We start from the raw sequence: 20,835 nt of genomic DNA, 5'->3' as shown, positions 1-20,835 counted from the left end.
GCGGGGGAGTGCCCCCTCTGCGGCGCTGGGCGCCTTGAGGACGGAGCCCCCGCTCCGCGTGACCGCCTCCGCTGCTTCGTGGTCTCGCTACGCGGGGTTTTTCGTGCCTGAGGATGCATTGGGATGCACGGCTTGGGATGGCGGTACGCGCCGGTTTCCGCTCGCGGGGGAGTGCCCCCTCTGCGGCGCTGGGGCGCCTTGAGGACGGAGCCCCCGCTTCGCGTAACCGGCTCCGCTGCTGAAAATGCCTCGCTAGAACGGCCGCGACGCTCGCATGTCCTCAACTCATGACATTTGTCATGTGCAGGTCATGACACTCTGTACCGCACCGGCGCGAAAACCGGCGGTGTAATAGAAACATGAACACCGCAGCACTTCAGAACAGCAAGCACAACACCGCAGAAACCGTTATTTCCGCCCGCTCCCTCCGCCAGGTTTTCTCCACCCGTGCGGCAGGCACCGTGGTCGCCGTCAACTCGATTGACCTGACCGTCAAGCGCGGCGAAATCATCGCCCTGCTCGGCCCCAACGGTGCAGGTAAGACCACCCTCATCGACATGATTCTTGGTCTGACCCAGCCCAGCGGCGGCGAGTTGAGCGTCTTCGGTCGCAACGCTTCCGAGGCGGCACGCGCCGGTCTGCTCGGTGCGGTTCAGCAGACCGGTGGCCTGCTCAAGGACCTGACGATTCGCGCCACGGTCGAGATGATTGCGGCGCTGTACCCCAAGCCCATTGACGTGGATGAGGTACTCGCCAACGCAGACCTGACCGAGATTGCTAAGCGTAAGGTCGGCAAGTGCTCGGGCGGTCAGCAGCAGCGTCTGCGTTACGCCTTGGCGACCATGCACTCGCCGGAACTGCTGATCCTGGACGAGCCGACCGCCGGCATGGACGTGAACGCGCGCCGCACCTTTTGGGAACGTATGGAAGCTATCGCAGAACGAGGAACGACCATTCTTTTTGCGACGCACTACCTGGAAGAAGCACAGAACTTCGCCCAGCGCATCGTGCTCATGGAATCCGGCTCCATCATTGCTGACGGCTCCTCCGACGAGATTCGCGCCCTGACCGGCCACCGCCACCTTTCCTTCCTCGCACCCGCACCCATCACCGACCTGGACGTACCGGTCGAGGTGACCGAAGAGTCCGGCGGGTACCGCCACCGCATCTCCGTGCTGGAGATTGAGCAGGTCCTGCGCACTCTGCTGAATAACTACAGCATCACCGACCTGGAGGTTATCAAGCCCTCCCTGGATGAGTCCTTCACCCTGCTGACCGAGCAGGCCGCCGCCTCCAAGGCATCCTCCAAGGCATCCGAAGCCTAAACACCACACCACTAAACGCCACGCCGCCGCTACACACCTCAAGGAAAACATCATGCTCCGCTACGCACTCTACGACATCCGCGCTTCTATCCTCTCGACCGACCGATTCTTCTTCGGCGTGGCACTGCCCATCGTCTTCTTCTTGCTCTTCGGCGCGATGCAGGACTACTCCTCCCAACCGATGGGCGACGGCAACGTAGCAGCGTACGTCATGATTGGTATGGCGCTCTACGGTGCCGTGCAGAACACCGTGGCGATTAGCGGCAGCACCGTCGCCGAGCTCTCCAGCGGCTGGAACCGCCAGCTGGCGCTCACCCCGCTGACCACCGGCAAGTACCTGGGCGCGAAGGCGCTGACCGCCCTGGTGATTTCTGCGCTGCCGGTGATTGCGGTGAACATTGTGGGCATGTTCACCGGTGTTGAGATCCCTGTGAACCAGCAGCTTGCCGCCGGCGCGCTGACGGTGCTGTGCGGTCTGGTGTTCGCTTTCTACGGCATCATGATGGGTCTGCTGATTCGTAACGAGAACGCTGTGTCCATTGCGAACGGTCTGCTGGTGATTATGAGCTTCTTCGGTACCGTGTTCTCCCCGCTGAGCACCGACCTGCTGAAGTACGCCCGCTTCACCCCGCTGTACGGTGCCGCTGAGATTGCCCGCTACCCCTTCAGCGCAGGTCAGACCATTATTTCGGGCGGTGAGGACTGGTTCGTGACCGAGCCGCTCTGGTACGCAGTGGTGAGCCTGGTTGTGTGGGCGGCTATCTTCCTGGGTGTTTCTGCCCTGCTGATGCGCCGCGCAACCCGCCGCTAAATGCTTCTTCCCGCCGCAGTCTCAAGGGTTCCGTAGTATCAGGGGCTCCCGAGGCTGCGGCGGAAGCCGTATCCACTCACACTGCATCTACTAACACTGCCGCTACTGACACCGCCGCACCGGTGGTATCTGCACCCGCGGCACCCGCACGTTAGGCTAGAACCATGACTGAAACCCACACCCACCCGAACGAACACCCCCACACGGAGAACGAGGCGGCACCCTCCGCCGCGAAGCGCACCCTGGGCAAGCACCGCTTCCGCTTCCTCTACCGTGAACGCCGCGGCAACGTGAACTGGCTGGCGCTGGGCTTTAGCGCCCCGTGGCTGGTGTTTCTGCTCATGCCGCTGGACAGCTTCCTCACCACCCCGGAGTTGGGGCCGGTGCGCTGGGCCGGTGTGGCGCTGGTGGCACTGTTTGCGGTGGTGAACTGCTCGGCGTACGCGGTGCCGTGGCTGGTGCCGGTCGCCTCCACGGTGCGTCGAAGCGTCATCTGGACGCTACTGATGGTGCTGCCTGTGGCTGGCCTGACGGCGCTGCGGCTGGAATCGGCGTATATGGTGTTCTTGTCGTTCAGCATGTACTTTGTGGCGTTCTGGATTTTTGGCACAATCGCCCCGTACCGCCTGCGCTTGGGTGTAGCGGCGACGATTGCCCTGGCCTGCTGGCTAATTTTTATGGCGAGCATCGGCTTTGACGTCACCGCGCGCGGTGGTATGGCCCTCTTTATTGGTGCGCCGATGGTGGGCATGCTGGGCTTCTCCTACCTGATTGAGCTGGGCGAACGCGCGGACGTGGCGCGTGCCTCCCTGGCGCTCTCCGAGGAACGTGAAGAGATCGCCCGCGACGTGCACGACGTGCTGGGCCACTCCCTGACCGTCATCACCCTCAAGGCTGAGCTGGCGCAGCGTCTGCTGGAGATTGACCCCGCCCGCGCCGGTGCCGAGATGGAGGCGATCGCGCAGCTGTCCCGCGCGTCCCTGGCGGAGGTCCGCTCGACCGTCACCCGCCTGCGCGTGCCTGACTTCTCGGGTGAGATTGAGGGCGCGGGCCGTGCCCTGCAGACTGCCGGTATTCGCGCCGAACTGCCGGAGGCTCAGAGTGCGCTCGCGGTGGCTGGCGTGAACGCGAAGCTGTTCTCCTGGGTGCTGCGTGAGGCGGTCACGAACATGGTGCGCCACTCGGGTGCGAACGCGGCGCGGGTGCGCCTAAGCGCAACCGGCCTGGACATCCTCGATAACGGCGTGGGTGCGGGCGATGCGCACGGTAACGGCCTGACGGGCATGGCTCAGCGCGTGGCGGCATCCGGCGGTAGCGTGGTGATTGAGGCAGCGCCCGAGCAGTGGCTTGCGGAGAACCCCGGCGGTGGGGTGGGTACGCGCATCCGCGTGAGCATGGACGGCGACACCTCGCTACTGTAGATTGTGAAACTTGGCGCAGCGCCCTGGACGGGGGAGCTACCCGCCCCTGTATGGTGGTGGTAGGCAACCTCTCACGGTTGTTCCGCCCAGTATTCTCTGCCCCGTATCCATCCCAGGGAGGCTCCTATGATTCGTGTTCTGCTCGCTGACGATCAGCAGCTCATCCGTGAGGCTCTTGCCGCCCTGCTGGGTCTGGAGGTTGACCTGGAGATTGTGGGTCAGGTCGGTAGCGGTGACGAGGTGTTGGGCGCTGTTGCCCTGTTGAAGCCGGACGTGGTGCTGCTGGATGTGCAGATGCCCGGTACTTTGTTGGCTGATGGTATTGAGGCTGCTGCGGCGCTGCGTGATGCGGGTGCGGTGAGTGAGTCGGGTGAGCCGGTGCGTACGCTGATTGTGACGACGTTTGGCCGCCCCGGCTATGTGCGCCGTGCCCTGGAGGCTGGTGCGAGTGGTTTTGTGGTGAAGGATACGGGCGCTCGCCAGTTGGCGGAGGCTATTCGTCGTGTGCATGCGGGGTTGCGTGTGGTGGATCCGTCGTTGGCGGCGGATTCTTTGGTGACGGGTGCTTCTCCGTTGACGGAGCGTGAGGCGCAGGTGCTGCGTGAGGCGGCGTCGGGTGGTACGGCTCAGCAGATTGCGTCGGCGTTGTTTTTGTCGGCGGGTACGGGGCGTAATTATTTGTCTGCGGCTATGGCGAAGACGGGTGCGTCGACTCGTCAGGATGCGGTGCGTATCGCCACGGAGAACGGCTGGCTCTAGCCCGCTGCTCTCATCAACACGGGCGGCTCCTGCGCGAACACGGTAGAATGGTAGTGTCTATGCCCGCAGGCGCCCCGCACCCGTTTCTTCTTGAGACTGGCGGTGTCGCGCTTGGAAGCGGGCACCATTTTCGCCCTGTGCCCGCCCGCACCCGCCGCATCACTTACGCGGCGCATCCTGAGTGTTTGGCGGGGTACATGATTCGAAGGAAAACTTGTGGCTCTAACTATCGGCATTGTTGGCCTGCCTAACGTGGGCAAGTCCACCCTGTTCAACGCTCTGACCGGCAACACTGTGCTGGCGGCTAACTACCCGTTCGCGACCATTGACCCGAACGTGGGCGTGGTGAACCTGCCGGATGCGCGTCTGAACCGTCTGGCTGAGATTTTTGGTTCGGAGCGTATTCTGCCTGCGACTGTTTCGTTCGTTGATATTGCGGGTATTGTGAAGGGCGCTTCTGAGGGTGAGGGCCTGGGTAATAAGTTCCTCGCGAACATTCGTGAGGCGCACGCTATCGCCCAGGTGGTGCGTGCGTTTGATGACCCGGACGTCATTCACGTGGACGGCAAGGTTGACCCTGCCTCCGATATGGAGACCATCAATACTGAGCTGATTCTGGCTGACTTGCAGACTCTGGAGAACGCTATTCCGCGTCTGGAGAAGGCTGTGAAGATTAAGAAGGGTGACGCCGCTCAGCTGGAGACTTATAAGGCTGCGCAGAAGATCCTGGAGGATGGTGACACCATCATTTCTCGTGCGAAGGACGCGAAGCTGGAGCTGGTTCATTTGAAGGAGCTGAACCTGCTGACTGCTAAGCCGTTCATTTACGTGTTCAACGCGGATGAGGGCATTCTGGCGTCTGAGGAGAAGCAGCAGGAGCTGCGTGACATGGTGGCGCCGGCTGAGGCTGTGTTCTTGGATGCGAAGCTGGAGGCTGATCTGGTGGAGCTGTCTGAGGAGGAGGCTCGCGAGATGCTGGAGATGAACGGTCAGGATGAGTCCGGCCTGGACCAGCTGGCTCGCGTGGGCTTCTCGACTCTGGGTTTGCAGACTTACCTGACTGCTGGCCCGAAGGAGGCTCGCGCCTGGACTATTTATAAGGGTGATACTGCGCCGCAGGCTGCTGGCGTGATTCACTCTGATTTTGAGCGCGGCTTCATTAAGGCTGAGGTTGTGTCTTTCAAGGACCTGGATGAGGCTGGCTCTATGGCGGAGGCGAAGGCTCGCGGTAAGGTCCGTATGGAGGGCAAGGACTACATCATGCAGGACGGCGACGTGGTCGAGTTCCGCTTCAACGTCTAAGCGATAAGAACATAACAGCGGAGCCCCGCACTGTACGTACAGTGCGGGGCTCCGCTTTATCTTTGTTGGCTTCTTCTGAAGAGTCTGATTGGGCTATCTTCTTGCTTGAATCTATAGGATGACAAGATAGAAAGCTGTCTTCCGAAGTGGTCGTCTGTGGTGTTGCGGTAACTCTTATCTGGCGGGATATACGGCAATGGTGCGCTACCTATCTATATGTTTGTGATGGATTGTTACGCGCACAAGAAGACCATTTTTTGAGTTATGTGATGCACTGCATAAAATAAAGCTATGACGAAACCGCAGTTGGTAGCGTCTAACTATTAGCACGGCAAACATGACGGGCAGCAAAACCAGTCAGATCAGTCAATGAAGAAAGCTGATCGTGGATGCCACCGAGGGCACCTTGACTACATTGCTTACTGCATCGTGCATAACCGATATTAACCATCTCGGATTTTTACGAAAGAGGCTCCAAATGAGCAACAACGCTATCCCCCAGACCGCAAAGCAGCGCGAGCACAACGAGAACAAGGCTGAAGAGACCAAGGAACCCCGCGGCCCCCTCCAGACCGAGCACGGTGTTACCACCATTGATGAGAGCGTCGTCGCAAAGATTGCTGGCATGGCAGCTCGTGAAATCCCCGGCGTCTACGACATGGGCAACGCTGTCCGCCGTGCGTTCAACGCAGTGACCGACCGTATCCCCAACGCTCAGACCAACGTTGCTGGCGGCATTAGCGTCCAGAAGGGTGAGACCCAGGCAGCTGTCGAGGTTACCGTAGTCGTCGAGTACGGTGTCTCCATCGTCGAGGTTGCCGACGCAATTCGTCGCAACGTTATCGAGCAGATTGAGGGCACCACCGGTCTCGAGGTTGTTGAGGTCAACATCAACGTTACCGACGTTCACCTGCCCGAGGACGACTCTAACAAGTCCGAGGACACCGACCTCAAGTAACCCGCATCCAACGCCTTAATCTAAGGAGTTCTTATGAAGACAACGCACCTGGCCCTCCTGGTGGGCCTGTTCCTTGGAGCCGTTCTTGCCTTCGGTTCTTTCGGAACGTTCGTTCTGGTGGCCCTGTGTGGCTTTGCCGGATGGGCCGTAGGCCTCTGCCTGGAGGGCCGGGTCGATGTCCGAAGCCTCCTGGACGGGCGAAAGAAGTGACGATGGTGACCGCGAACCAGCGTGCAAACATGCAGCTAAGTGCTTCCCAGGAAGAACGTTCTTCCTGGGAGCACCGCGGCACCACAACCATCCCCGCGCGACTCGTTGCAAAGATTGCAGCTGAGGCTGCAAATGAAAGCGCCAACGTTGGCTCAAATGCTGGAGGCGTACTGGGAATTGGTACCCGCCACAACTTCGACTCGCGCCCTGAAGCCCAGTGTGAACTCTACGGCCAGGTAGCAGTCCTGCACCTGGACATCGGACTGGTCTTCCCCGCACCTTTGTCCCCCATCCTCGAAAATCTGCGCGCACACGTGCGTAACCGCGTTGAGTACCTCACGGGGCTTAGCGTGGGCAAGATTAACATCGAGATATCCTGGCTCAATCCGAGCAGCCACGTTAGGAAGAGCCTTAAATGAGTACACCTGTTCCGAAACTAATTCGTCGTCCCTCGCGAAGCATCCCTAGCATCCTGTTGGCTCTGGTTTTGCTTGCACTGGGGGGACTGGTGGTTTGGCTTGCGGTTCACCGAATGGTGAACGGTGCCTGGCCTGAGTCTATGGTGGGTACCCTCACCGCTATTGGTTCTACCACTCTTGGCTCCGTCACGGCTATTATCTTCGCCATCATCCTGGCGGTGTGCGGTCTGGCTATGATCATTGGCGCTGTGTGGCCGGGAGTTCCGGATCGTGTGGAAATTTTCCCCGACGATATTCCCGGTCAGACTGTCGCAAAGCGCCGAGACTTGGCTAACCTCATTCAGACCCAGGTTGAGCAGATTGACGGTGTCCACTCCGCTATCGTTACCGCTAACGGCTCCCGCGTAGACGTTGTTGTCCATAGCGTCTTGGACGACCTCGGCCCCGTGCGTGAAGCTGCACGGAAGAAGACCGACGAAGTTCTAAAGATGCTCGCACCCGTGGGTATTGCACGTAGTCGCGTGCGGATTAAGCATATTAGCTAAAGGAGATACGAATATGCGTTCAGTTTCTGGTGTTTTGAACAGAACTGTCCTGGCCACCTTTGGGCTTCTCCTTGTAGTAGTGTCCTTTTGGCTTTTAGCTTCGGGTTTCAATGCTGGTCAGGCTTGGCCGGAAATTGCGCCTTACCTGGCCTCTGCACAGGACCCGGTAGCTAGCTTTATCGGACCTATGGTGCACACGCCGTGGTTCCTGCCTGTAGTAGCACTGGTATCAGTACTTATTGTCGTTGCCGGCTTGTTCATGCTGGTTGCGCAGGTTCCCCGTAAAGCTGCTGCCTCCCCTTTGAAGTTTAGCGGTTCTGAGGGTGTGCTGATGGCTACTTTGGCACCTGAGGTTCTGGCGCAGGCTCTGTCTGAGCGTGCTCAGGAAGTCCCTGGTGTGGAAAAGTGCGCTGTCTGGGTTACTGGCTCCCCGAAGAGCCTGTGGGTTCAGGCAGAGGCTACTGTCTCTCAGGGGTGTGAGGTTGAGTGGGCTATTGCTGAACTCAAGAACCGACTTAATAATGATGTGGCAGTATCTTTCGGCGCGAGCCCCAAGCAGATTGACGTTCTAGTACGGCTGGAGCGTTCCTCGAAGTCACGTAATGTCTCCGAATCTGTAACTGGCCATCATGCACCCGAAATCACGGGAGAGAGTATTGGCGCATAACCCTCAGAGCGAGGTGGCGCCGGAACCTCAATCCCATCAATACCCCACCGCGCAGCTGAGCGCTTTGTCTGAAGCAACGCAGGACGAGGACAGATACCTTGTTCTGCGTGCTCAGGACGGAGATATTGACGCCTTTGAGAAGCTTGTTGAGCGTTATCAAGGGCGTCTTTTCCGCTCTGCATATATGATTGTTCGGAACCGTCAGGACAGTGAAGATATTGTTCAGGATACCCTCGTCCAGGCTTGGCGTAGCCTTCACCTAGTTCGGGAACCGGCAGCTTTTCGTGGCTGGATTATGCAGATTTGCACTAATAAAGCTACTAGTATGGTGCGTAAGCGTCAGCGTCGTGCCACGGATCCTTATGATGCAGAAGGACTCGAAGGTGTGAGCGCTGCGGCTGAGATGACGTCGAGCAGTACCGCTGACCCGGCTGAGTCCAGTGAAGTTAATGCGCAGATTCAGGCCCTTGCCGATCTTTTGGCGTCCGTGGAACCTGAACTGCGTATAGTATGGATTCTTCGAGAAATCGATGAGATGTCATACGAAGAGATTGCCAAGACACTGAACCTGACAGTTTCGACCGTCCGTGGGAGGCTGGCACGAGCCCGTTCTCTCGTCATACGCCTGATGAAGGAGTGGGCTTGAGTAACGCCAAAAACCTCTCAAATAAGGTCCGACACTCAGCAGCGTCGGTGAGGTCAATCGTACGATCCCATGAGCGGGATGATGCAGACACCCGCGAGTACCTACGTTTTATTGCTTCCCTGCACGAAGAATGGGACCGCCTGGAATCTGAAGGGAATGACTCGGTCCTGCCCCGTCGCCCCCTAATGGAAGCTATTCTTGCTGAAACCCGACACGGTAAGCAAGTGGAGATGCCAGCAACAGATTTAGGTCCCTACAGCATGTCTGAGTTTTCGTTGAGGGCTCTTATTCGCCGCGCTGTAGACTCAGTACCCGGTGCACGTTCCTTGCGTTCTTCTTTTGAGCATGCACCTTCAAGCGAAGAGCATCGCGGTCTGGGGGTTCCGGAGGTTGTATCCTGCCGAGTCTCGGCTCACGGTGCCGTTGAAAGCCTACCGCAACTGGCCCAGCAAGTCCGCGAAGCCGTCCGCGAAGCCTGCGATAAGAACCTGGGAGTCTCCCCGACAGTCAATGTACATATCGAGGATATTCATCATGACGACTAACTTTTCTGCCGCCGAGCTACTTCGGCTGGTCACTGCCATTCCCGGAGTACGAGGAATCGAACCTGGGCTGGGTAGCACCCTGAAAGTGATCGGTAGCCGCATGCCGCAGGCCCGCTTTGGCGTAATCGTTGAATCAGGCTCGCGTCAAGCTACTATTGAGGTCGGCATTGACGAATCCAGGCCGGTCAAAGATATCGTACGAGATATCCAAGAGACTGTCATTCGTTCGCTGTCTCAAGCGCAGCAACACGATGAAGAACATTCAAACTCTCAAACCTTAGACTCAACCAGTAGCGATGACGAGAATACCCCGCAGGTTAGGGTGAGGGTCCAGTCCCTCCTGTAGGGGGTCTACCTCAGAAAGCAGCGGAGCCCCGCACTGTACACACAGTGCGGGGCTCCGCCCTATTAACCCTCGCGCGCCACAAAAGGCAGCCGCCCGGGTGTAAGTCTTATCGACCGGGATTAGTGGTCAGCACCAACCATCACGTTGGATGCCTTGATGACTGCGTATGCAGTCTCGCCCACCTTCAGGCCCAGCTCCTTGATGGACTCGTTGGTGATGGAAGCAGAGATAACAACCTCCGGAGCAATCTCAATCTTAACGATGCCGTTGGTTGCACCCTCGGTGATCTCAACAACCTTGCCAGCGAACTGGTTACGTGCAGAAAGCTTCATGAAGCCGTGCCTTTCGTTCATAAAAACCTATAAATGCTCTAAGTACTCTACACGCCGCAGCCACTCAGAAGCACCTTCCAACCAAAATATTACGCACAAACCAGGCAAATTTTATTTTCGGCTTCACCCACGCCCCGAACCCGCCCCAAAAGACCGGCAAAAACCAGCCCCACACATGCGGTTCACACCCGCCAAATGGTATAGTCAGCACGAACGCGAGAATCTTCGCACCCTCCACCGTCGCACCCCCGCCCTCGCTGACGCGCGCCCACACGCCGCAGCACCACCGCAGTAACACCGCGGAAACAGGGGAGCGGCGCATCCGCACAGATCGAAGAAGGAACCATGAGCGAAAACCTCAACGAAATCGAAGCACCCGCCTGCCCCGAATGCAGCGAAAACTACACCTACGAAATGGGTGAACTCTGGGCATGCCCCATGTGTGGCCACGAATGGGAACGCACCGCAGCAGGCGAAACCGAAGAAGAAGCAGGCTCCAAGGTTCTCGACTCCGTCGGTAACGAGCTCGTCGACGGTGACTCCGTCACCATCGTCAAGGGCCTGAAGGTCAAGGGCGGCGCAGACATCAAGGCAGGCACTAAGGTGCGCGGCATCCGCCTGCTCGAATCCCCCGTCAACGGCCACGACATTGAGGCGAAGGTCCCCGGCGCAGGCCAGATGTACCTGAAGTCCTCCGTGGTGAAGAAGGCATAAAGCGCTTCGCATTAGGCGCAGAAAAGGCGGCACCTCCCGCACTAGCTCACGCTAGGGGAGGTGCCGCCTTATGCTTTATAAAAATTGCTTAGGTTTTAAAAGAAATTAGCAAATATCTCTTTACTTTTTACCGGTCAAGCCCATGTACAGGGAAATGGTCAGCATTGCAGCAATAATTGAGATAATCCAGCGGATCCAGTCAATGCCGCTGGTGTCCGCTACACCCAGCTGGGTCGCTGCCCAGGTGCCGATAGCTGCGCCGACAGCACCGCAGATAATGGTCCAAAGAATCGAAATGTTCTGGCGGCCTCGCATAAAGAAGCGTGCAAGTGCACCAATAATTGCGCCGGTAATAATGGTGCCAATAAAAGTACCCATTGTAATCTCCTTGGGTTTATATATCTGCCACTGTGGCAGATAGTATGTTGTTTTCAATTATACGTAAATATGATGTAAGAAGAGCTTATAAGAGCTTTTATTAAGCTAAAAGCACCTTAGCGTTTTATCTCTAAAATGCTAAGGTGCTTTTCTCATCATTGAGATGAGTGTCGAATGTATCGAATGGTGAATGTATTGACTACTTCGACTTACGCCAAATCTTCAGAGCGCTACAAATCATCGGCAACTGCAGGGGCAGACGACCGTACGCAATAGCCTTACGCTGAGTGGACTGGTTACGCGCATCCAGAGCCATCTGAATGTTCGCGGGGAACACCGCAACAAACAGCAGAGCCGCCAGCAGACCACCAGCGCGGCGGGTCTTATCATTAGCCAGCAGGGCAGCGGTGCCCAGCTCAGCTACACCCGAACCGTGAGTGTACGCGTGGGCAGGACCCGGCAGGTACTTCGGCACAATCGAGTCGAAGGGATCCGGGATGATGAAGTGCAGCGCACCCATCACAGCGAGGGCGCGAGCCATACGAGTAGCCGAGCGCTCAGCGCTGTACTCTTTCCTCTTAAAAATACTCATGCTCCCATTATGCGCCCGTCAGAGGCGTATTCCTTGGCTCAGGGCACGCTGAACCGCTGCGTGTTTGACTGTCTAAAATGCGGACTTGGCACGTCAAACAGAAAACATTGTTCAAAAGCAGGTATGATAGGGAGCAACGGCACCACGTGCGGATGACACCCCGCCTGCCCTCACCTTTAGGTGAGTCGCCAGACGGAGTAAAACACCGGGTGCCTACCGGAACAATCAAAGGAGTTATACCGTGAAGAAGATCCTGTGCATCGCTATCCTGGCAGGCGCCGCATACTTCGGTTACAAGAAGTTCGTTGCCTAAATAGCTAGCCCTCGGGCACTCTACATATCCTTAAGCAACGAAAACCCGCCGTCTCACATATGCACCATATGCGAGACGGCGGGTTTCTCGTATGCCCAACCTCTTGGGCTTCAAACGCGTAGATTCGGGGCCGCGAGCCTATGAGGTGAACCGGCTATTCGCTCGGCGGAACCTCACCGGTCATCACAACCTTGTTCTGCGAAGAGCTCCAGCTGAACTCAGCAGTTGTGCGGCCGCTCGCGCTGGCGGAGCTCTCATCGCCCTTCACGTAGCGGTAGGTCACGCTAATCGAGCTGTCCGAGGTACGGGTAATCACCGGGGAGAACGAGTACGGTTCATAGGTTGCGGTACCAATGAACTTGCCGCGGTGGAACAGCAGAATGTGGTGCGCCATAGAGGAGATGCAGCAATCAGACGGGGAAGAACCCGGAATCGCGTCAATCCACGACAGCTCAGCACAGGGGTCGTAACCCTCGTACGTGCGCGAAACGTTCGTCCACTGATCCCACTTGCTCTTATTCTTCAACTCGCGCAGAGCCTTAGACACCACGGTCGACGCAGAATCAGACGCACAGGTGGAATCCTTCTTCGACTCAGACTTAGCCTCAGACTTGGAATCCGACTTCGACTCGGATGCGGTCGGCTCAGCATGAACCGTAATCGTCACCACCGACGGCACCGGAGCAGGCGACGAAGCACTCGGGGTAGCGCTCGTGGATGCGCTCGGGCTCGCCGACGGGGTCGGGAACAGTGCCTGAGTGGAGGTCGCGCTCGCGGAGGCAGAAGCGCTGCCAGAAGAAGACACTACGGTACCCGAAACAGCAGAATCAGTGCTTGCCGAGCAGGAAGTGACAACGAGAGCTAGAGCGGCGCCCAACGCGGGTAGAGCCAAAGCGGTACGGCCGGTGAAACGGCGGCGATTAGAAGACATGGATACTCCTGAAGATGCGCGGCAGCGCGCATCGGTGCTGGTCAAGAAGTGAATAGTGAACTCGTCCAGTATAGGGAAAAAGAGGCGGGCACGTGGTGCGCGCGGTCAATGCCGTTCGTTACCAGCGCCGTTCGTTACCGTGACATGCGTGAGCAGCTGCCCGGCAATAAACCTCTCAACAAAAACCGGCTAGCAGACCTTATCGTCCGTCAGATAGCGCACCAACCAGGCGCGCCGCGCCGTCGCAATACGCGCCGTAATCCGCGGAAAAACCCACAGACTAATAGCGCCCTGAGCCCACAGGACCATCGAAAACAGCAGCGGCCGGAACGCAACATCGCGCGGATCCACGCCGGGGTTAAGAAGGCGTGTGAGCGCATCCGATAGGAAAATCGACGGGAACATCAGCGACATCAGCACCGTACCCAACACCCAGCCCGGCCCGAAACAGAGCAGAACCCAGCGGGCACTCATCCGCAGGTTCTTGCGGTGCGCCCAGCGGAACTGCCAGCCGCGCAGACGGTACGGATACATCACACCCAGAATCGAGCCCAGGGACACCACAATAGCCGGCACCACAAAGAACGACAGGGACATCATGAGAGTGGGGGTCAGGTTCTTGTCCTGACTGTGCAGAATCAGCGCCAGCAGGGTGCCAGAAACACCCGTGATCAGACCGATTGCAATAGCCTTCGTGCGCACGAACAGGTGCAGGGCGTGCGGGTCGCTACTGCGCAACGCACGCAACGCATGCTCCTCATCGTGGCCCATCAGGTTCGTTGAGGTGACGTCCGCAACCATCCAGCCGACCATCACCAGCGCAAAACCAGCCGGGCCCTTAAACTCGCTAAACAGCCACGAACGCCAAGCTTCAGGGAGCAGGTACCAGCAGATCGCCGCCAGCAGGGCGTTACACATGAGCGTCTGCGTTTCCACAGGAAGGGGGCGCGTGAACATGCGGCGCAGCTCAGCGCGCACACTCGGACGGTACGTATTCTGCGGATCAACGAGGGCGCGACCCTCCACCCGCTGACGGCGCAGGTTCTGACGGAGTGCCCTGAAATTCGTCACGGGGTGCGCCAGTGGCGCAAGGCGGGAAGATACGTGCCTCAAAAAGCTCACCTGCCCATTGTAGAGGTGCCGCTGAGGCGAAGCGGCACCGCAGAAAATCAGCTATGCGGAAACTCCACCCACTAGAGCCTGTGTCCCCTTGCACACCCGCCGCATCCAAGGGACAATGAAAGCATGGCTGAAGTAACTCTACATAACGAACTCGTAATCCACACCAACGGTGACCTGCCCGCAGTCGGCGCAAAGTTGCCCGAATTTTCGGTTCTCGCGGCTGATCTCTCCGAGATTTCCTCCGCAGATTTCGCAGGTAAGAACCTGGTGCTGAACATCTTCCCCTCCGTCGACACCGGTGTTTGCGCAAACAGCGTCCGCACCTTCAACAAGCAGGCTGCAGGCCTGGAGAACACCGTCGTGCTGTGCGTCTCCAACGACCTGCCCTTCGCAATCGGCCGCTTCTGCGCAGCCGAGGGCATTGAGAACGTTGTGACCTCCTCCGCTTTCCGCTCCTCCTTCGGCGAGGACTTCGGCGTGAAGCTCGTGGACGGCCCCCTGGCTGGTCTGCTGGCACGCTCCGTGGTCGTCGTGAACCCCGATGGTAAGGTTGTCTACACCGAGCTGGTTCCCGAAACCACCAACGAGCCCAACTACGAAGCAGCCCTGGCAGCTATCAAGTAAGCTTAGTACGGGAGCCGGACAAGGTGCCGGCACCCGCATAGTACTTCCGTCAGGGACACCTGGCGGTACACAGCACAGCAGATACTGAACGTATACAGCGCATGATTTAGGGTTCACCCACACATGCGGCTGGCGACAGCATAACGCCCCGCCCACCCGGTATTTCGGGTGGGCGGGGCGCTTTACTATATCCAGACTTAGTGCGCGATTTAGACTTAGCGCGGGATTCAGACTTAGTGTGCAGAGTCGCCGGGATGAGCGGGAGTGTCGGCGGCTTCGGCAGTTTCGGCGGGCTCCTCATCCGCGACCAGCATATGCTCCGGCAGGGTGCCGCGGCGCTTAGCCACCACAAAACGCGACACCAGCAGCAGAATGTACACCACCATCGAAATCAGTAGCATTGACTGCGGCGACACCACCAAACCAACCACCGCAGACACACCTGCAATAGCCGCAGTGGTATGGTCTTTTGAACTCTGATAAGCATCGATGGCGAGCACCGCAAAGAGTGCCGTCATCACAAAATCCACGCCCTTGAGCTCACTCAAGAAACTTGCACCTAGTACGTAGCCGAGCGTTGCGCTCGCTAGGACGCTCAAATGCAGGCCCGCGTGAATCCACAGGATGCGGGAGGCACGAAGCTTATGGCGGTCCGGTCCGGTGTTCAGCGCGTACGCCTCATCAATGAGGGTGTACACGGTGTAGAACTTCGCCAAACCACCCCGCACACGCTCAATCGGGTAGGACAGGCCGTACATGAGGTGGCGCGAATTAATGAGCAGAGTCATCACCGCGATAGAGAACAGCGAGGCGTGATTCGACACCATATCAATCAGCACAAACTCCACCGAACCGGCAAAAACCAGGAGCGGCAGCAGGGGAGCCACCCAGAACGGCAGACCGTAGCTGTGCACCAGCACGCCCAGACCAATGCCGACAAAGAACAGGCCCAACATAATCACGCCGGCAACACGCATCGCCTCCGCGAAGCCGCTCTCGCGCGGCTGCTGAGAATCCTGCGCATCGGGGGAGGCGGGAACCTCCACCACGGGAATCATGCCGGTTAGCGGAAGCGCAGAAGCAATGACCTGCTCAACCTGCTGCTGGCTCGCCTGCTGAGGTGCGGGCTGAGAAGAAACAGCAGGGGAAGAAACAGAGTTCTTAGAAATGCTCATCGTGACCCTCCTAGAAAACCCAGTTAGCCAGCACAACGCAGGTGACGGTACCCGCCACCATGCTCAGCACCATATTCTTACGCCACAGGTGCGCCCCCACGGTCACCACCAGACCCGCCAGGTACGGTACCGCCGTTTCAACGGAAGAATAATCAATCTTTGCCACCGCATAGATGGCAAGCAACGCAACCGCGCCGAGCGGAATCCAGTGGCTAAGCGCATCCAAAAGTTCGGAGCCAGCCAGAGCCTTCTTCAAACCGAAGGGAAGCAAACGAAGCAGGAACGTAATACCTGCAGCCACAAGAATCGCGGCAAGAATATAGCCGGTGGTCACTTCACTGTTCATGAAGATTTTCTCTTTCTGCACATACTCAGCGAAAGACCCCGAAAGAGTGCCCGAGGGGGGGAGAATCCCTGAAAGAGGGGCGCGGGTGAAGCCGTGAAAGCATCCGCGAAAAAGGGTAGGGAGAGCCCAACCGAAGAAGAGGCTGGGGGCTAAGTAGTGCGGTAGGTACGTGAGTTGATGAAAGCCGCGAAACATGGAGGCGGAGGGTTGTTCCTCCTGCACGAGTTTTCTGCGTGGATAGTTCTGTGCAGATAGTTCTGGGCGGGTAGTTGCGCGCGTCAGTAGTTCTCGTGTGTGACCTCGGGTGATGCCGCTCCCGGTGCGGTGTTACTCCGGGGCGGCACAGCGTTCTGCGTCGCTAGTTTCCTTAGCGGTGTCTTTCATCTGAGTCATGGGGTACCTTCACCTCTGGGAGCCTCCGTGCAGGTTCGCGCGGGAGGCATTTTAGTAATCCTAGAAATAGAAAGAGGGGAGAGCGAAGCTCCACTCATCTATCCTAACCGGTTTCGAACACGTATGTAACGTTCTTATCGCTGTGTGGAAGCGGGAGCATCAGCGGTAGCGGCGCTTTCAGCCTCAGCCGCTACCTCATGCACAGCACGATGCGGCAGCGTACCGCGGCGCTTCGCCACCGGGAAGCGTGCCAGCAGCAGCACCACATACGAACCCAACGCCACCACCAGGAACGAGGACGGGGCAAAAATCAGCGCAACCGCCGCCGAAGCCGCCACAAAGAGCGCCGTCACACGATCCGGGTTAGCGCGGTAGCCGTCCATCGCAAGAACCGTGAAGATGGCCACCATCACGAAGTCCACCCCCTTCAGATTACTGAGGAAGCTCGCGCCCAGCACATACCCGAGGATTACGCTCAGAACCCACGACACGTAAATCAGCACGTTCACCCACAGAATGCGCGCCCCCGAACGCTCATTACGATCGGGACCGGAGTTAACCGCGAACGCCTCATCGCAAAGAGTGTGAATCGCCAGAGCCTTAGCCCAGAAACCCTTCACACTATGCAGTGGGTAGGAGAGCCCGTACACCAGGTGGCGCGCATTCACCAGGAACACCGTCAACGCAATCGACGCCAGAGGTGCGCCACCACTGACCATACCCACCATGAGGAACTCCACCGAACCGGCAAAAACTAGGGCAGATAGCAGTGGCGCAGTCCAGATCGGCAGGCCGTGAGCGTTGAGGATAATACCCAAACCCAAACCCAGCACAGCGATACCGAGCATCACCACGGAAGAATCCGCAACAGCCAAGCGGAAATCATTCTGCGTGCTCGTACGCCCAGTGCAGGGACGCCCAGTGCCGGGGGTCTGTGCCATAAAAGAGTTCCTTGTGTATGTTGTGCTCTTCAAAAAATCTACTGTGTGCGTGAGGGACTTCGAAGCTCCGCCGCGGTTTTCCAGTGTATAGGAGCAAGCGGTTGACCGACGAGAAAAAGAGTCCGGGAATAAAATAATGAGAAACACGCTTATAGTGAATGACGCTAAACAACGCGGCGCTGAATAACCTAGCGACCGCGCAGACAACCCGAAAGGAACCTCCATGGCTGAACAGAACAACGCTGAGCAGAACAACGCCGTGCAGACTGCAGAAGAGCAGAAGAAGGTGTACTCGCGCCAGCAGGAACGCCGCGAACTCGACAACTACCGCCAGACCAAGATCGAGCGCATCGACCGCCTGCGCTACCGTGCCTACGGTGCCAACGGCGCAACCCTCGACTTCGGTGTGGGCGAGGGCCTGCTGACCCCCGTCGAGCTGCTGCTCGCCGCGATTGCCGGCTGCTCCTCCGTGGACGTGGACGCGGGCACCTCCCGCCGCTCCACCCCCGAGGTGTTCGAGGTGCTCGCCTCGGCGCTGAAGCAGACCGAAGACGGCGCGGTGCGCCTCGACGACGTTGAGGTGGACTTTGATGTGCGATTCCCCGAGGATGAGCAGGGCGCCAAGGCGCAGAAGATGGTGGACCGTCTGATTCAGCTCAGCGAGCAGAAGGACTGCACCGTTTCCCGTACCGTGGCGCACCCCACGAACGTTTCATTCCACAACCTGGCTGACTAAAAGCCGGGTGAGCTGAATAGATCGGGTGAATTAGCCTGATAGGGAACCCTCCCGTACCGCTTATACATGAGCGGTGCGGGAGGGTTTTTCTGTGTTTTTGTGGTTTTGGGTGGAAAAGAGCCTCAAAAGCGAGTAGGATTGACCCTCAGATTAGGAAAACTTACGGTACGTAAGAAATCCTTAAGATTGAAGAATTTCTTGACCCAGGCACAAACCTTCGGCGACACCACCCGCAGCAGGACTAGACTGGACACCAGACTAGACCGCTAGCAAACGCACGAAGCAATAGCCTCAGAAAGAAGACCTGACATGGCACAGCCTACAGAGACTTCCGGCGCTGCATCGGAAGCCACCCCCGCAGAGGGTGAACTGAAGCGAGGCCTCTCCGCCCGCCACATGCAGATGATCGCAATCGGCGGCGCAATCGGCACCGGCCTCTTCGTCGCATCCGGTAAGACCATCTCCACCGCAGGCCCCGGCGGCGCAATCCTCGCCTACGCCCTCATCGGCATCATGGTGCTCTTCCTCATGCAGTCCCTCGGCGAGATGGCTGCGCACCTGCCCGTCCCCGGCGCATTCCAGACCTACGCGGCACGCTACGTGTCCCCGTCCTTCGGCTTCGCCATGGGCTGGAACTACTGGTTCAACTGGGCGATTACCGTCGCCGCCGAACTCGTCGCCGTCGGCGAGGTGATGAGGTACTGGTTCCCCGATATCCCATCCTGGGTGTGGGCGGCAGGATTCCTCGTGCTGCTGACTGGCATCAACGCCCTCTCGGCACGCTCCTACGGTGAAAGCGAATTCTGGCTCGCCACCATCAAGGTCGTTACGGTGGTCGTCTTCCTCATTGCAGGTATCGCCATGATCTTCGGCATCCTGGGTGGTAGCTCCCCGGGCGTCTCCAACTGGACCGTCGGTGAGGCACCCTTCGTCGGCGGCGCACCCGCCGTACTCGCCATCTTCATGGTGGCAGGCTTCTCCTTCCAGGGCACCGAAATGATCGGTGTGGCTGCCGGCGAATCTGAGAACCCCCGCCGCGACGTGCCCCGCGCGCTGACCAGCGTGTTCTGGCGCATCATGCTCTTCTACATCGGTGCGATGGTCGTCATCGGCTTCCTGATTCCTTACTCCGACCCGAACCTGCTCACCGCAGCGGACGGCAACATCAACATCTCCCCGTTCACCCTCATCTTCGAGCGTGCGGGCATCGCCTTCGCGGCAGCCATCATGAACGCCGTGATCCTTTCCGCAGTGCTCTCTGCAGGTAACTCGGGCCTGTACGTTTCGGCTCGTATGCTCTTCGCGCTCGCCCAGGAGGGTAAGGCACCGAAGATGTTCACCCACATCAACTCCGGCGGCGTGCCCATGAACGCACTGCTGGCAACCGCAGCTATCGGTGCGGTCGGTTTCATCGCCGCACTGCTCTCCCCGGATGGCGCGTACCTGTGGCTGGTGAACGTGTCCGGTCTGGCTGGCTTCATCACCTGGGTGGGTATCGCCGTGGCTCACTACCGTTTCCGCCGCGCATACCTGAAGCAGGGCAACAGCCTGAAGGACCTGCCCTACGTGGCACCGTTCTTCCCCGCAGGCCCGATTATCGCCTTCCTCATGTGCCTGGTCGTTATTGGCGGTCAGAACTACGAGGCGTTCCTGAGCGGCGACTGGGCTGGCGTGCTCAGCTCCTACATTGGCCTGCCCGTGATTATCGCGGTCTGGCTGGTGCACCGCGTGGTCACTCGTGACCGCCTGATTCCGCTGGAGCAGATTGACGTGAGCGGCATCGAGGTTAAGGCTTCGAAGTAACACGAACACTTGCGCCAGCTGATTGAATGAGCTGATACGTGAAGAGCCGCCGGTTCCCCTGACTGAGGGGAGCCGGCGGCTCTTTGCTATCCGCAGTTTATTCCGCACGGGTGGGCTAGACTGTGCGCCCTGTAGCTCTTAGGAGCGGCGGCGCGAGCGCAGAACACTCAAGCCAAGACCAGCACAGATTGCAGCAACACCAATGCCAACAATCACACCAACACTGGATGCACCGGTGTTCGCCAGGGTAGCCTTCTTGGGGCTGTCCTTTGCCGGGGTGTTCTTTGCCAGCGTGTCCTGAGCCGAGCGGGCGGCGGTCACCGAAGCCTCCTGAGCGGGCTTGCTCTGAGCGGGCTTGCTCTTGGGATGCGCCACGGTTGCGTCCTCCAGCTTGTCAGCGTTGGGGGTCTTATCGGCAACCGGTGCTTCCGGCAGTGCAGGAACCGTCGGTGCGTCGGTCGGGTTTACACCGATGGTTGCT

The 20,835-nt window shown here is 58.6% G+C and carries 24 protein-coding genes; 15 read left to right on the top strand and 9 right to left on the bottom strand.

Features of this window, described 5'->3' with window-relative positions:
- Positions 1 to 359 precede the first annotated feature (359 nt).
- The 11 genes from HMPREF3055_RS01900 (at position 360) to HMPREF3055_RS01850 (ending at position 9,954) form a co-directional block, all read left to right on the top strand.
- Entirely contained in the window at positions 360 to 1,325 is a 966-nt protein-coding gene (locus tag HMPREF3055_RS01900; protein WP_070737654.1) for an ABC transporter ATP-binding protein, read from the top strand.
- Between the two features lie 52 nt (positions 1,326 to 1,377).
- On the top strand, positions 1,378 to 2,136 hold the full coding sequence (locus tag HMPREF3055_RS01895) for an ABC transporter permease (protein WP_070737651.1): 759 nt from the start codon (positions 1,378 to 1,380) through the stop codon (positions 2,134 to 2,136).
- A gap of 164 nt (positions 2,137 to 2,300) precedes the next feature.
- The gene (locus HMPREF3055_RS01890) at positions 2,301 to 3,557 is read left to right on the top strand and encodes a sensor histidine kinase (RefSeq protein WP_070737648.1); all 1,257 of its coding nucleotides are present in this window, start codon (positions 2,301 to 2,303) and stop codon (positions 3,555 to 3,557) included.
- A gap of 126 nt (positions 3,558 to 3,683) precedes the next feature.
- On the top strand, positions 3,684 to 4,316 hold the full coding sequence (locus HMPREF3055_RS01885) for a response regulator transcription factor (RefSeq protein WP_070737645.1): 633 nt from the start codon (positions 3,684 to 3,686) through the stop codon (positions 4,314 to 4,316).
- Between the two features lie 216 nt (positions 4,317 to 4,532).
- Positions 4,533 to 5,618 carry a redox-regulated ATPase YchF gene (ychF, locus tag HMPREF3055_RS01880; RefSeq protein WP_070737642.1) on the top strand — a complete coding sequence of 362 codons (1,086 nt, stop codon included), beginning with the start codon at positions 4,533 to 4,535 and terminating at the stop codon, positions 5,616 to 5,618.
- 478 nt (positions 5,619 to 6,096) lie between these two features.
- Complete coding sequence (locus HMPREF3055_RS01875) at positions 6,097 to 6,576, top strand: Asp23/Gls24 family envelope stress response protein (RefSeq protein WP_005508462.1); 480 nt, start codon at positions 6,097 to 6,099, stop codon at positions 6,574 to 6,576.
- Between the two features lie 212 nt (positions 6,577 to 6,788).
- On the top strand, positions 6,789 to 7,205 hold the full coding sequence (locus HMPREF3055_RS01870) for an Asp23/Gls24 family envelope stress response protein (protein WP_005508463.1): 417 nt from the start codon (positions 6,789 to 6,791) through the stop codon (positions 7,203 to 7,205).
- A gap of 113 nt (positions 7,206 to 7,318) precedes the next feature.
- Positions 7,319 to 7,750: a DUF6286 domain-containing protein gene (locus tag HMPREF3055_RS01865; protein WP_204371256.1), complete on the top strand. Its 432-nt coding sequence runs from the start codon at positions 7,319 to 7,321 to the stop codon at positions 7,748 to 7,750.
- Positions 7,751 to 7,937: 187 nt separating this feature from the next.
- Entirely contained in the window at positions 7,938 to 8,417 is a 480-nt protein-coding gene (locus HMPREF3055_RS01860; RefSeq protein ID WP_246826874.1) for a hypothetical protein, read from the top strand.
- On the top strand, positions 8,407 to 9,063 hold the full coding sequence (locus HMPREF3055_RS01855; RefSeq protein ID WP_239663394.1) for an RNA polymerase sigma factor: 657 nt from the start codon (positions 8,407 to 8,409) through the stop codon (positions 9,061 to 9,063). The genes HMPREF3055_RS01860 and HMPREF3055_RS01855 overlap by 11 nt, the downstream gene beginning before the upstream one ends.
- Positions 9,064 to 9,597: 534 nt before the next feature.
- On the top strand, positions 9,598 to 9,954 hold the full coding sequence (locus HMPREF3055_RS01850) for a hypothetical protein (protein ID WP_044142325.1): 357 nt from the start codon (positions 9,598 to 9,600) through the stop codon (positions 9,952 to 9,954).
- A gap of 119 nt (positions 9,955 to 10,073) precedes the next feature.
- Here HMPREF3055_RS01850 and HMPREF3055_RS01845 read toward each other — a convergent pair whose 3' ends face one another.
- Positions 10,074 to 10,286 (bottom strand): TOBE domain-containing protein, encoded by a 213-nt coding sequence (locus HMPREF3055_RS01845; RefSeq protein WP_005505155.1) that lies wholly within the window; start codon positions 10,284 to 10,286, stop codon positions 10,074 to 10,076.
- A gap of 345 nt (positions 10,287 to 10,631) precedes the next feature.
- Between HMPREF3055_RS01845 and HMPREF3055_RS01840 the strand changes: the two genes are divergently transcribed.
- On the top strand, positions 10,632 to 11,000 hold the full coding sequence (locus HMPREF3055_RS01840) for a zinc ribbon domain-containing protein YjdM (protein WP_005508467.1): 369 nt from the start codon (positions 10,632 to 10,634) through the stop codon (positions 10,998 to 11,000).
- Positions 11,001 to 11,120: 120 nt separating this feature from the next.
- On the opposite strand, the gene HMPREF3055_RS01835 is transcribed toward HMPREF3055_RS01840, so the two are convergent.
- From HMPREF3055_RS01835 to HMPREF3055_RS01820, 4 genes are all read right to left on the bottom strand, one after another.
- Positions 11,121 to 11,378 (bottom strand): GlsB/YeaQ/YmgE family stress response membrane protein, encoded by a 258-nt coding sequence (locus tag HMPREF3055_RS01835; protein ID WP_044150247.1) that lies wholly within the window; start codon positions 11,376 to 11,378, stop codon positions 11,121 to 11,123.
- Between the two features lie 199 nt (positions 11,379 to 11,577).
- The gene (locus HMPREF3055_RS01830) at positions 11,578 to 11,970 is read right to left on the bottom strand and encodes a DoxX family protein (protein ID WP_070737637.1); all 393 of its coding nucleotides are present in this window, start codon (positions 11,968 to 11,970) and stop codon (positions 11,578 to 11,580) included.
- Positions 11,971 to 12,437: 467 nt separating this feature from the next.
- Positions 12,438 to 13,214 carry an LppP/LprE family lipoprotein gene (locus HMPREF3055_RS01825; RefSeq protein ID WP_070737634.1) on the bottom strand — a complete coding sequence of 259 codons (777 nt, stop codon included), beginning with the start codon at positions 13,212 to 13,214 and terminating at the stop codon, positions 12,438 to 12,440.
- 189 nt (positions 13,215 to 13,403) lie between these two features.
- Entirely contained in the window at positions 13,404 to 14,285 is an 882-nt protein-coding gene (locus HMPREF3055_RS01820) for a hypothetical protein (RefSeq protein WP_070737631.1), read from the bottom strand.
- Between the two features lie 174 nt (positions 14,286 to 14,459).
- Here HMPREF3055_RS01820 and tpx point away from each other — a divergent pair, with 174 nt between their 5' ends.
- A complete protein-coding gene (gene tpx, locus HMPREF3055_RS01815) occupies positions 14,460 to 14,960 on the top strand; it encodes a thiol peroxidase (RefSeq protein ID WP_070737628.1) in 501 nt (166 codons plus the stop codon).
- 233 nt (positions 14,961 to 15,193) lie between these two features.
- Here the strand turns inward: tpx and HMPREF3055_RS01810 are convergent, their stop codons facing one another.
- From HMPREF3055_RS01810 to HMPREF3055_RS01800, 3 genes are all read right to left on the bottom strand, one after another.
- On the bottom strand, positions 15,194 to 16,135 hold the full coding sequence (locus tag HMPREF3055_RS01810) for an AzlC family ABC transporter permease (protein WP_070737625.1): 942 nt from the start codon (positions 16,133 to 16,135) through the stop codon (positions 15,194 to 15,196).
- A 10-nt stretch (positions 16,136 to 16,145) separates the two neighbouring features.
- Positions 16,146 to 16,481, bottom strand: a complete 336-nt coding sequence (locus tag HMPREF3055_RS01805; RefSeq protein ID WP_070687321.1) for a branched-chain amino acid transporter permease — start codon at positions 16,479 to 16,481, stop codon at positions 16,146 to 16,148.
- Between the two features lie 527 nt (positions 16,482 to 17,008).
- The gene (locus HMPREF3055_RS01800) at positions 17,009 to 17,815 is read right to left on the bottom strand and encodes an AzlC family ABC transporter permease (RefSeq protein ID WP_070737622.1); all 807 of its coding nucleotides are present in this window, start codon (positions 17,813 to 17,815) and stop codon (positions 17,009 to 17,011) included.
- Between the two features lie 223 nt (positions 17,816 to 18,038).
- Here HMPREF3055_RS01800 and HMPREF3055_RS01795 point away from each other — a divergent pair, with 223 nt between their 5' ends.
- Both HMPREF3055_RS01795 and HMPREF3055_RS01790 read left to right on the top strand, forming a co-directional pair.
- Positions 18,039 to 18,551, top strand: coding sequence for an OsmC family protein (locus HMPREF3055_RS01795; protein ID WP_193389287.1), 513 nt, complete (start codon positions 18,039 to 18,041; stop codon positions 18,549 to 18,551).
- Positions 18,552 to 18,860: 309 nt separating this feature from the next.
- Positions 18,861 to 20,354, top strand: a complete 1,494-nt coding sequence (locus HMPREF3055_RS01790) for an amino acid permease (protein WP_049354198.1) — start codon at positions 18,861 to 18,863, stop codon at positions 20,352 to 20,354.
- Between the two features lie 138 nt (positions 20,355 to 20,492).
- On the opposite strand, the gene HMPREF3055_RS09360 is transcribed toward HMPREF3055_RS01790, so the two are convergent.
- Positions 20,493 to 20,835: LPXTG cell wall anchor domain-containing protein (locus HMPREF3055_RS09360; RefSeq protein WP_246826873.1), on the bottom strand; the 343-nt coding region annotated here is incomplete at its 5' end.

It is taken from the genome of Rothia sp. HMSC061C12 (assembly GCF_001815755.1).
Taxonomy (GTDB): domain Bacteria; phylum Actinomycetota; class Actinomycetes; order Actinomycetales; family Micrococcaceae; genus Rothia; species Rothia mucilaginosa.
This window is presented reverse-complemented; position numbering and strand designations above follow the sequence as displayed.

Bases quoted from the DNA above. Each gene is read 5' to 3' on its own strand.
- HMPREF3055_RS01805 (WP_070687321.1), bottom strand. From the start codon at position 16,481: ATGAACAGTGAAGTGACCACCGGCTATATTCTTGCCGCGATTCTTGTG.
- HMPREF3055_RS01885 (WP_070737645.1), top strand. From the start codon at position 3,684: ATGATTCGTGTTCTGCTCGCTGACGATCAGCAGCTCATCCGTGAGGCT.
- HMPREF3055_RS01870 (WP_005508463.1), top strand. From the start codon at position 6,789: ATGGTGACCGCGAACCAGCGTGCAAACATGCAGCTAAGTGCTTCCCAG.
- HMPREF3055_RS01845 (WP_005505155.1), bottom strand. From the start codon at position 10,286: ATGAAGCTTTCTGCACGTAACCAGTTCGCTGGCAAGGTTGTTGAGATC.
- HMPREF3055_RS01790 (WP_049354198.1), top strand. From the start codon at position 18,861: ATGGCACAGCCTACAGAGACTTCCGGCGCTGCATCGGAAGCCACCCCC.
- HMPREF3055_RS01840 (WP_005508467.1), top strand. From the start codon at position 10,632: ATGAGCGAAAACCTCAACGAAATCGAAGCACCCGCCTGCCCCGAATGC.
- HMPREF3055_RS01900 (WP_070737654.1), top strand. From the start codon at position 360: ATGAACACCGCAGCACTTCAGAACAGCAAGCACAACACCGCAGAAACC.
- HMPREF3055_RS01850 (WP_044142325.1), top strand. From the start codon at position 9,598: ATGACGACTAACTTTTCTGCCGCCGAGCTACTTCGGCTGGTCACTGCC.
- HMPREF3055_RS01810 (WP_070737625.1), bottom strand. From the start codon at position 16,135: ATGAGCATTTCTAAGAACTCTGTTTCTTCCCCTGCTGTTTCTTCTCAG.
- HMPREF3055_RS01795 (WP_193389287.1), top strand. From the start codon at position 18,039: ATGGCTGAACAGAACAACGCTGAGCAGAACAACGCCGTGCAGACTGCA.
- HMPREF3055_RS01890 (WP_070737648.1), top strand. From the start codon at position 2,301: ATGACTGAAACCCACACCCACCCGAACGAACACCCCCACACGGAGAAC.
- HMPREF3055_RS01865 (WP_204371256.1), top strand. From the start codon at position 7,319: ATGGTGAACGGTGCCTGGCCTGAGTCTATGGTGGGTACCCTCACCGCT.
- HMPREF3055_RS01875 (WP_005508462.1), top strand. From the start codon at position 6,097: ATGAGCAACAACGCTATCCCCCAGACCGCAAAGCAGCGCGAGCACAAC.
- HMPREF3055_RS01835 (WP_044150247.1), bottom strand. From the start codon at position 11,378: ATGGGTACTTTTATTGGCACCATTATTACCGGCGCAATTATTGGTGCA.
- HMPREF3055_RS01895 (WP_070737651.1), top strand. From the start codon at position 1,378: ATGCTCCGCTACGCACTCTACGACATCCGCGCTTCTATCCTCTCGACC.
- HMPREF3055_RS01825 (WP_070737634.1), bottom strand. From the start codon at position 13,214: ATGTCTTCTAATCGCCGCCGTTTCACCGGCCGTACCGCTTTGGCTCTA.
- HMPREF3055_RS01830 (WP_070737637.1), bottom strand. From the start codon at position 11,970: ATGAGTATTTTTAAGAGGAAAGAGTACAGCGCTGAGCGCTCGGCTACT.
- tpx (WP_070737628.1), top strand. From the start codon at position 14,460: ATGGCTGAAGTAACTCTACATAACGAACTCGTAATCCACACCAACGGT.
- HMPREF3055_RS01860 (WP_246826874.1), top strand. From the start codon at position 7,938: ATGGTGCACACGCCGTGGTTCCTGCCTGTAGTAGCACTGGTATCAGTA.
- HMPREF3055_RS01800 (WP_070737622.1), bottom strand. From the start codon at position 17,815: ATGGCACAGACCCCCGGCACTGGGCGTCCCTGCACTGGGCGTACGAGC.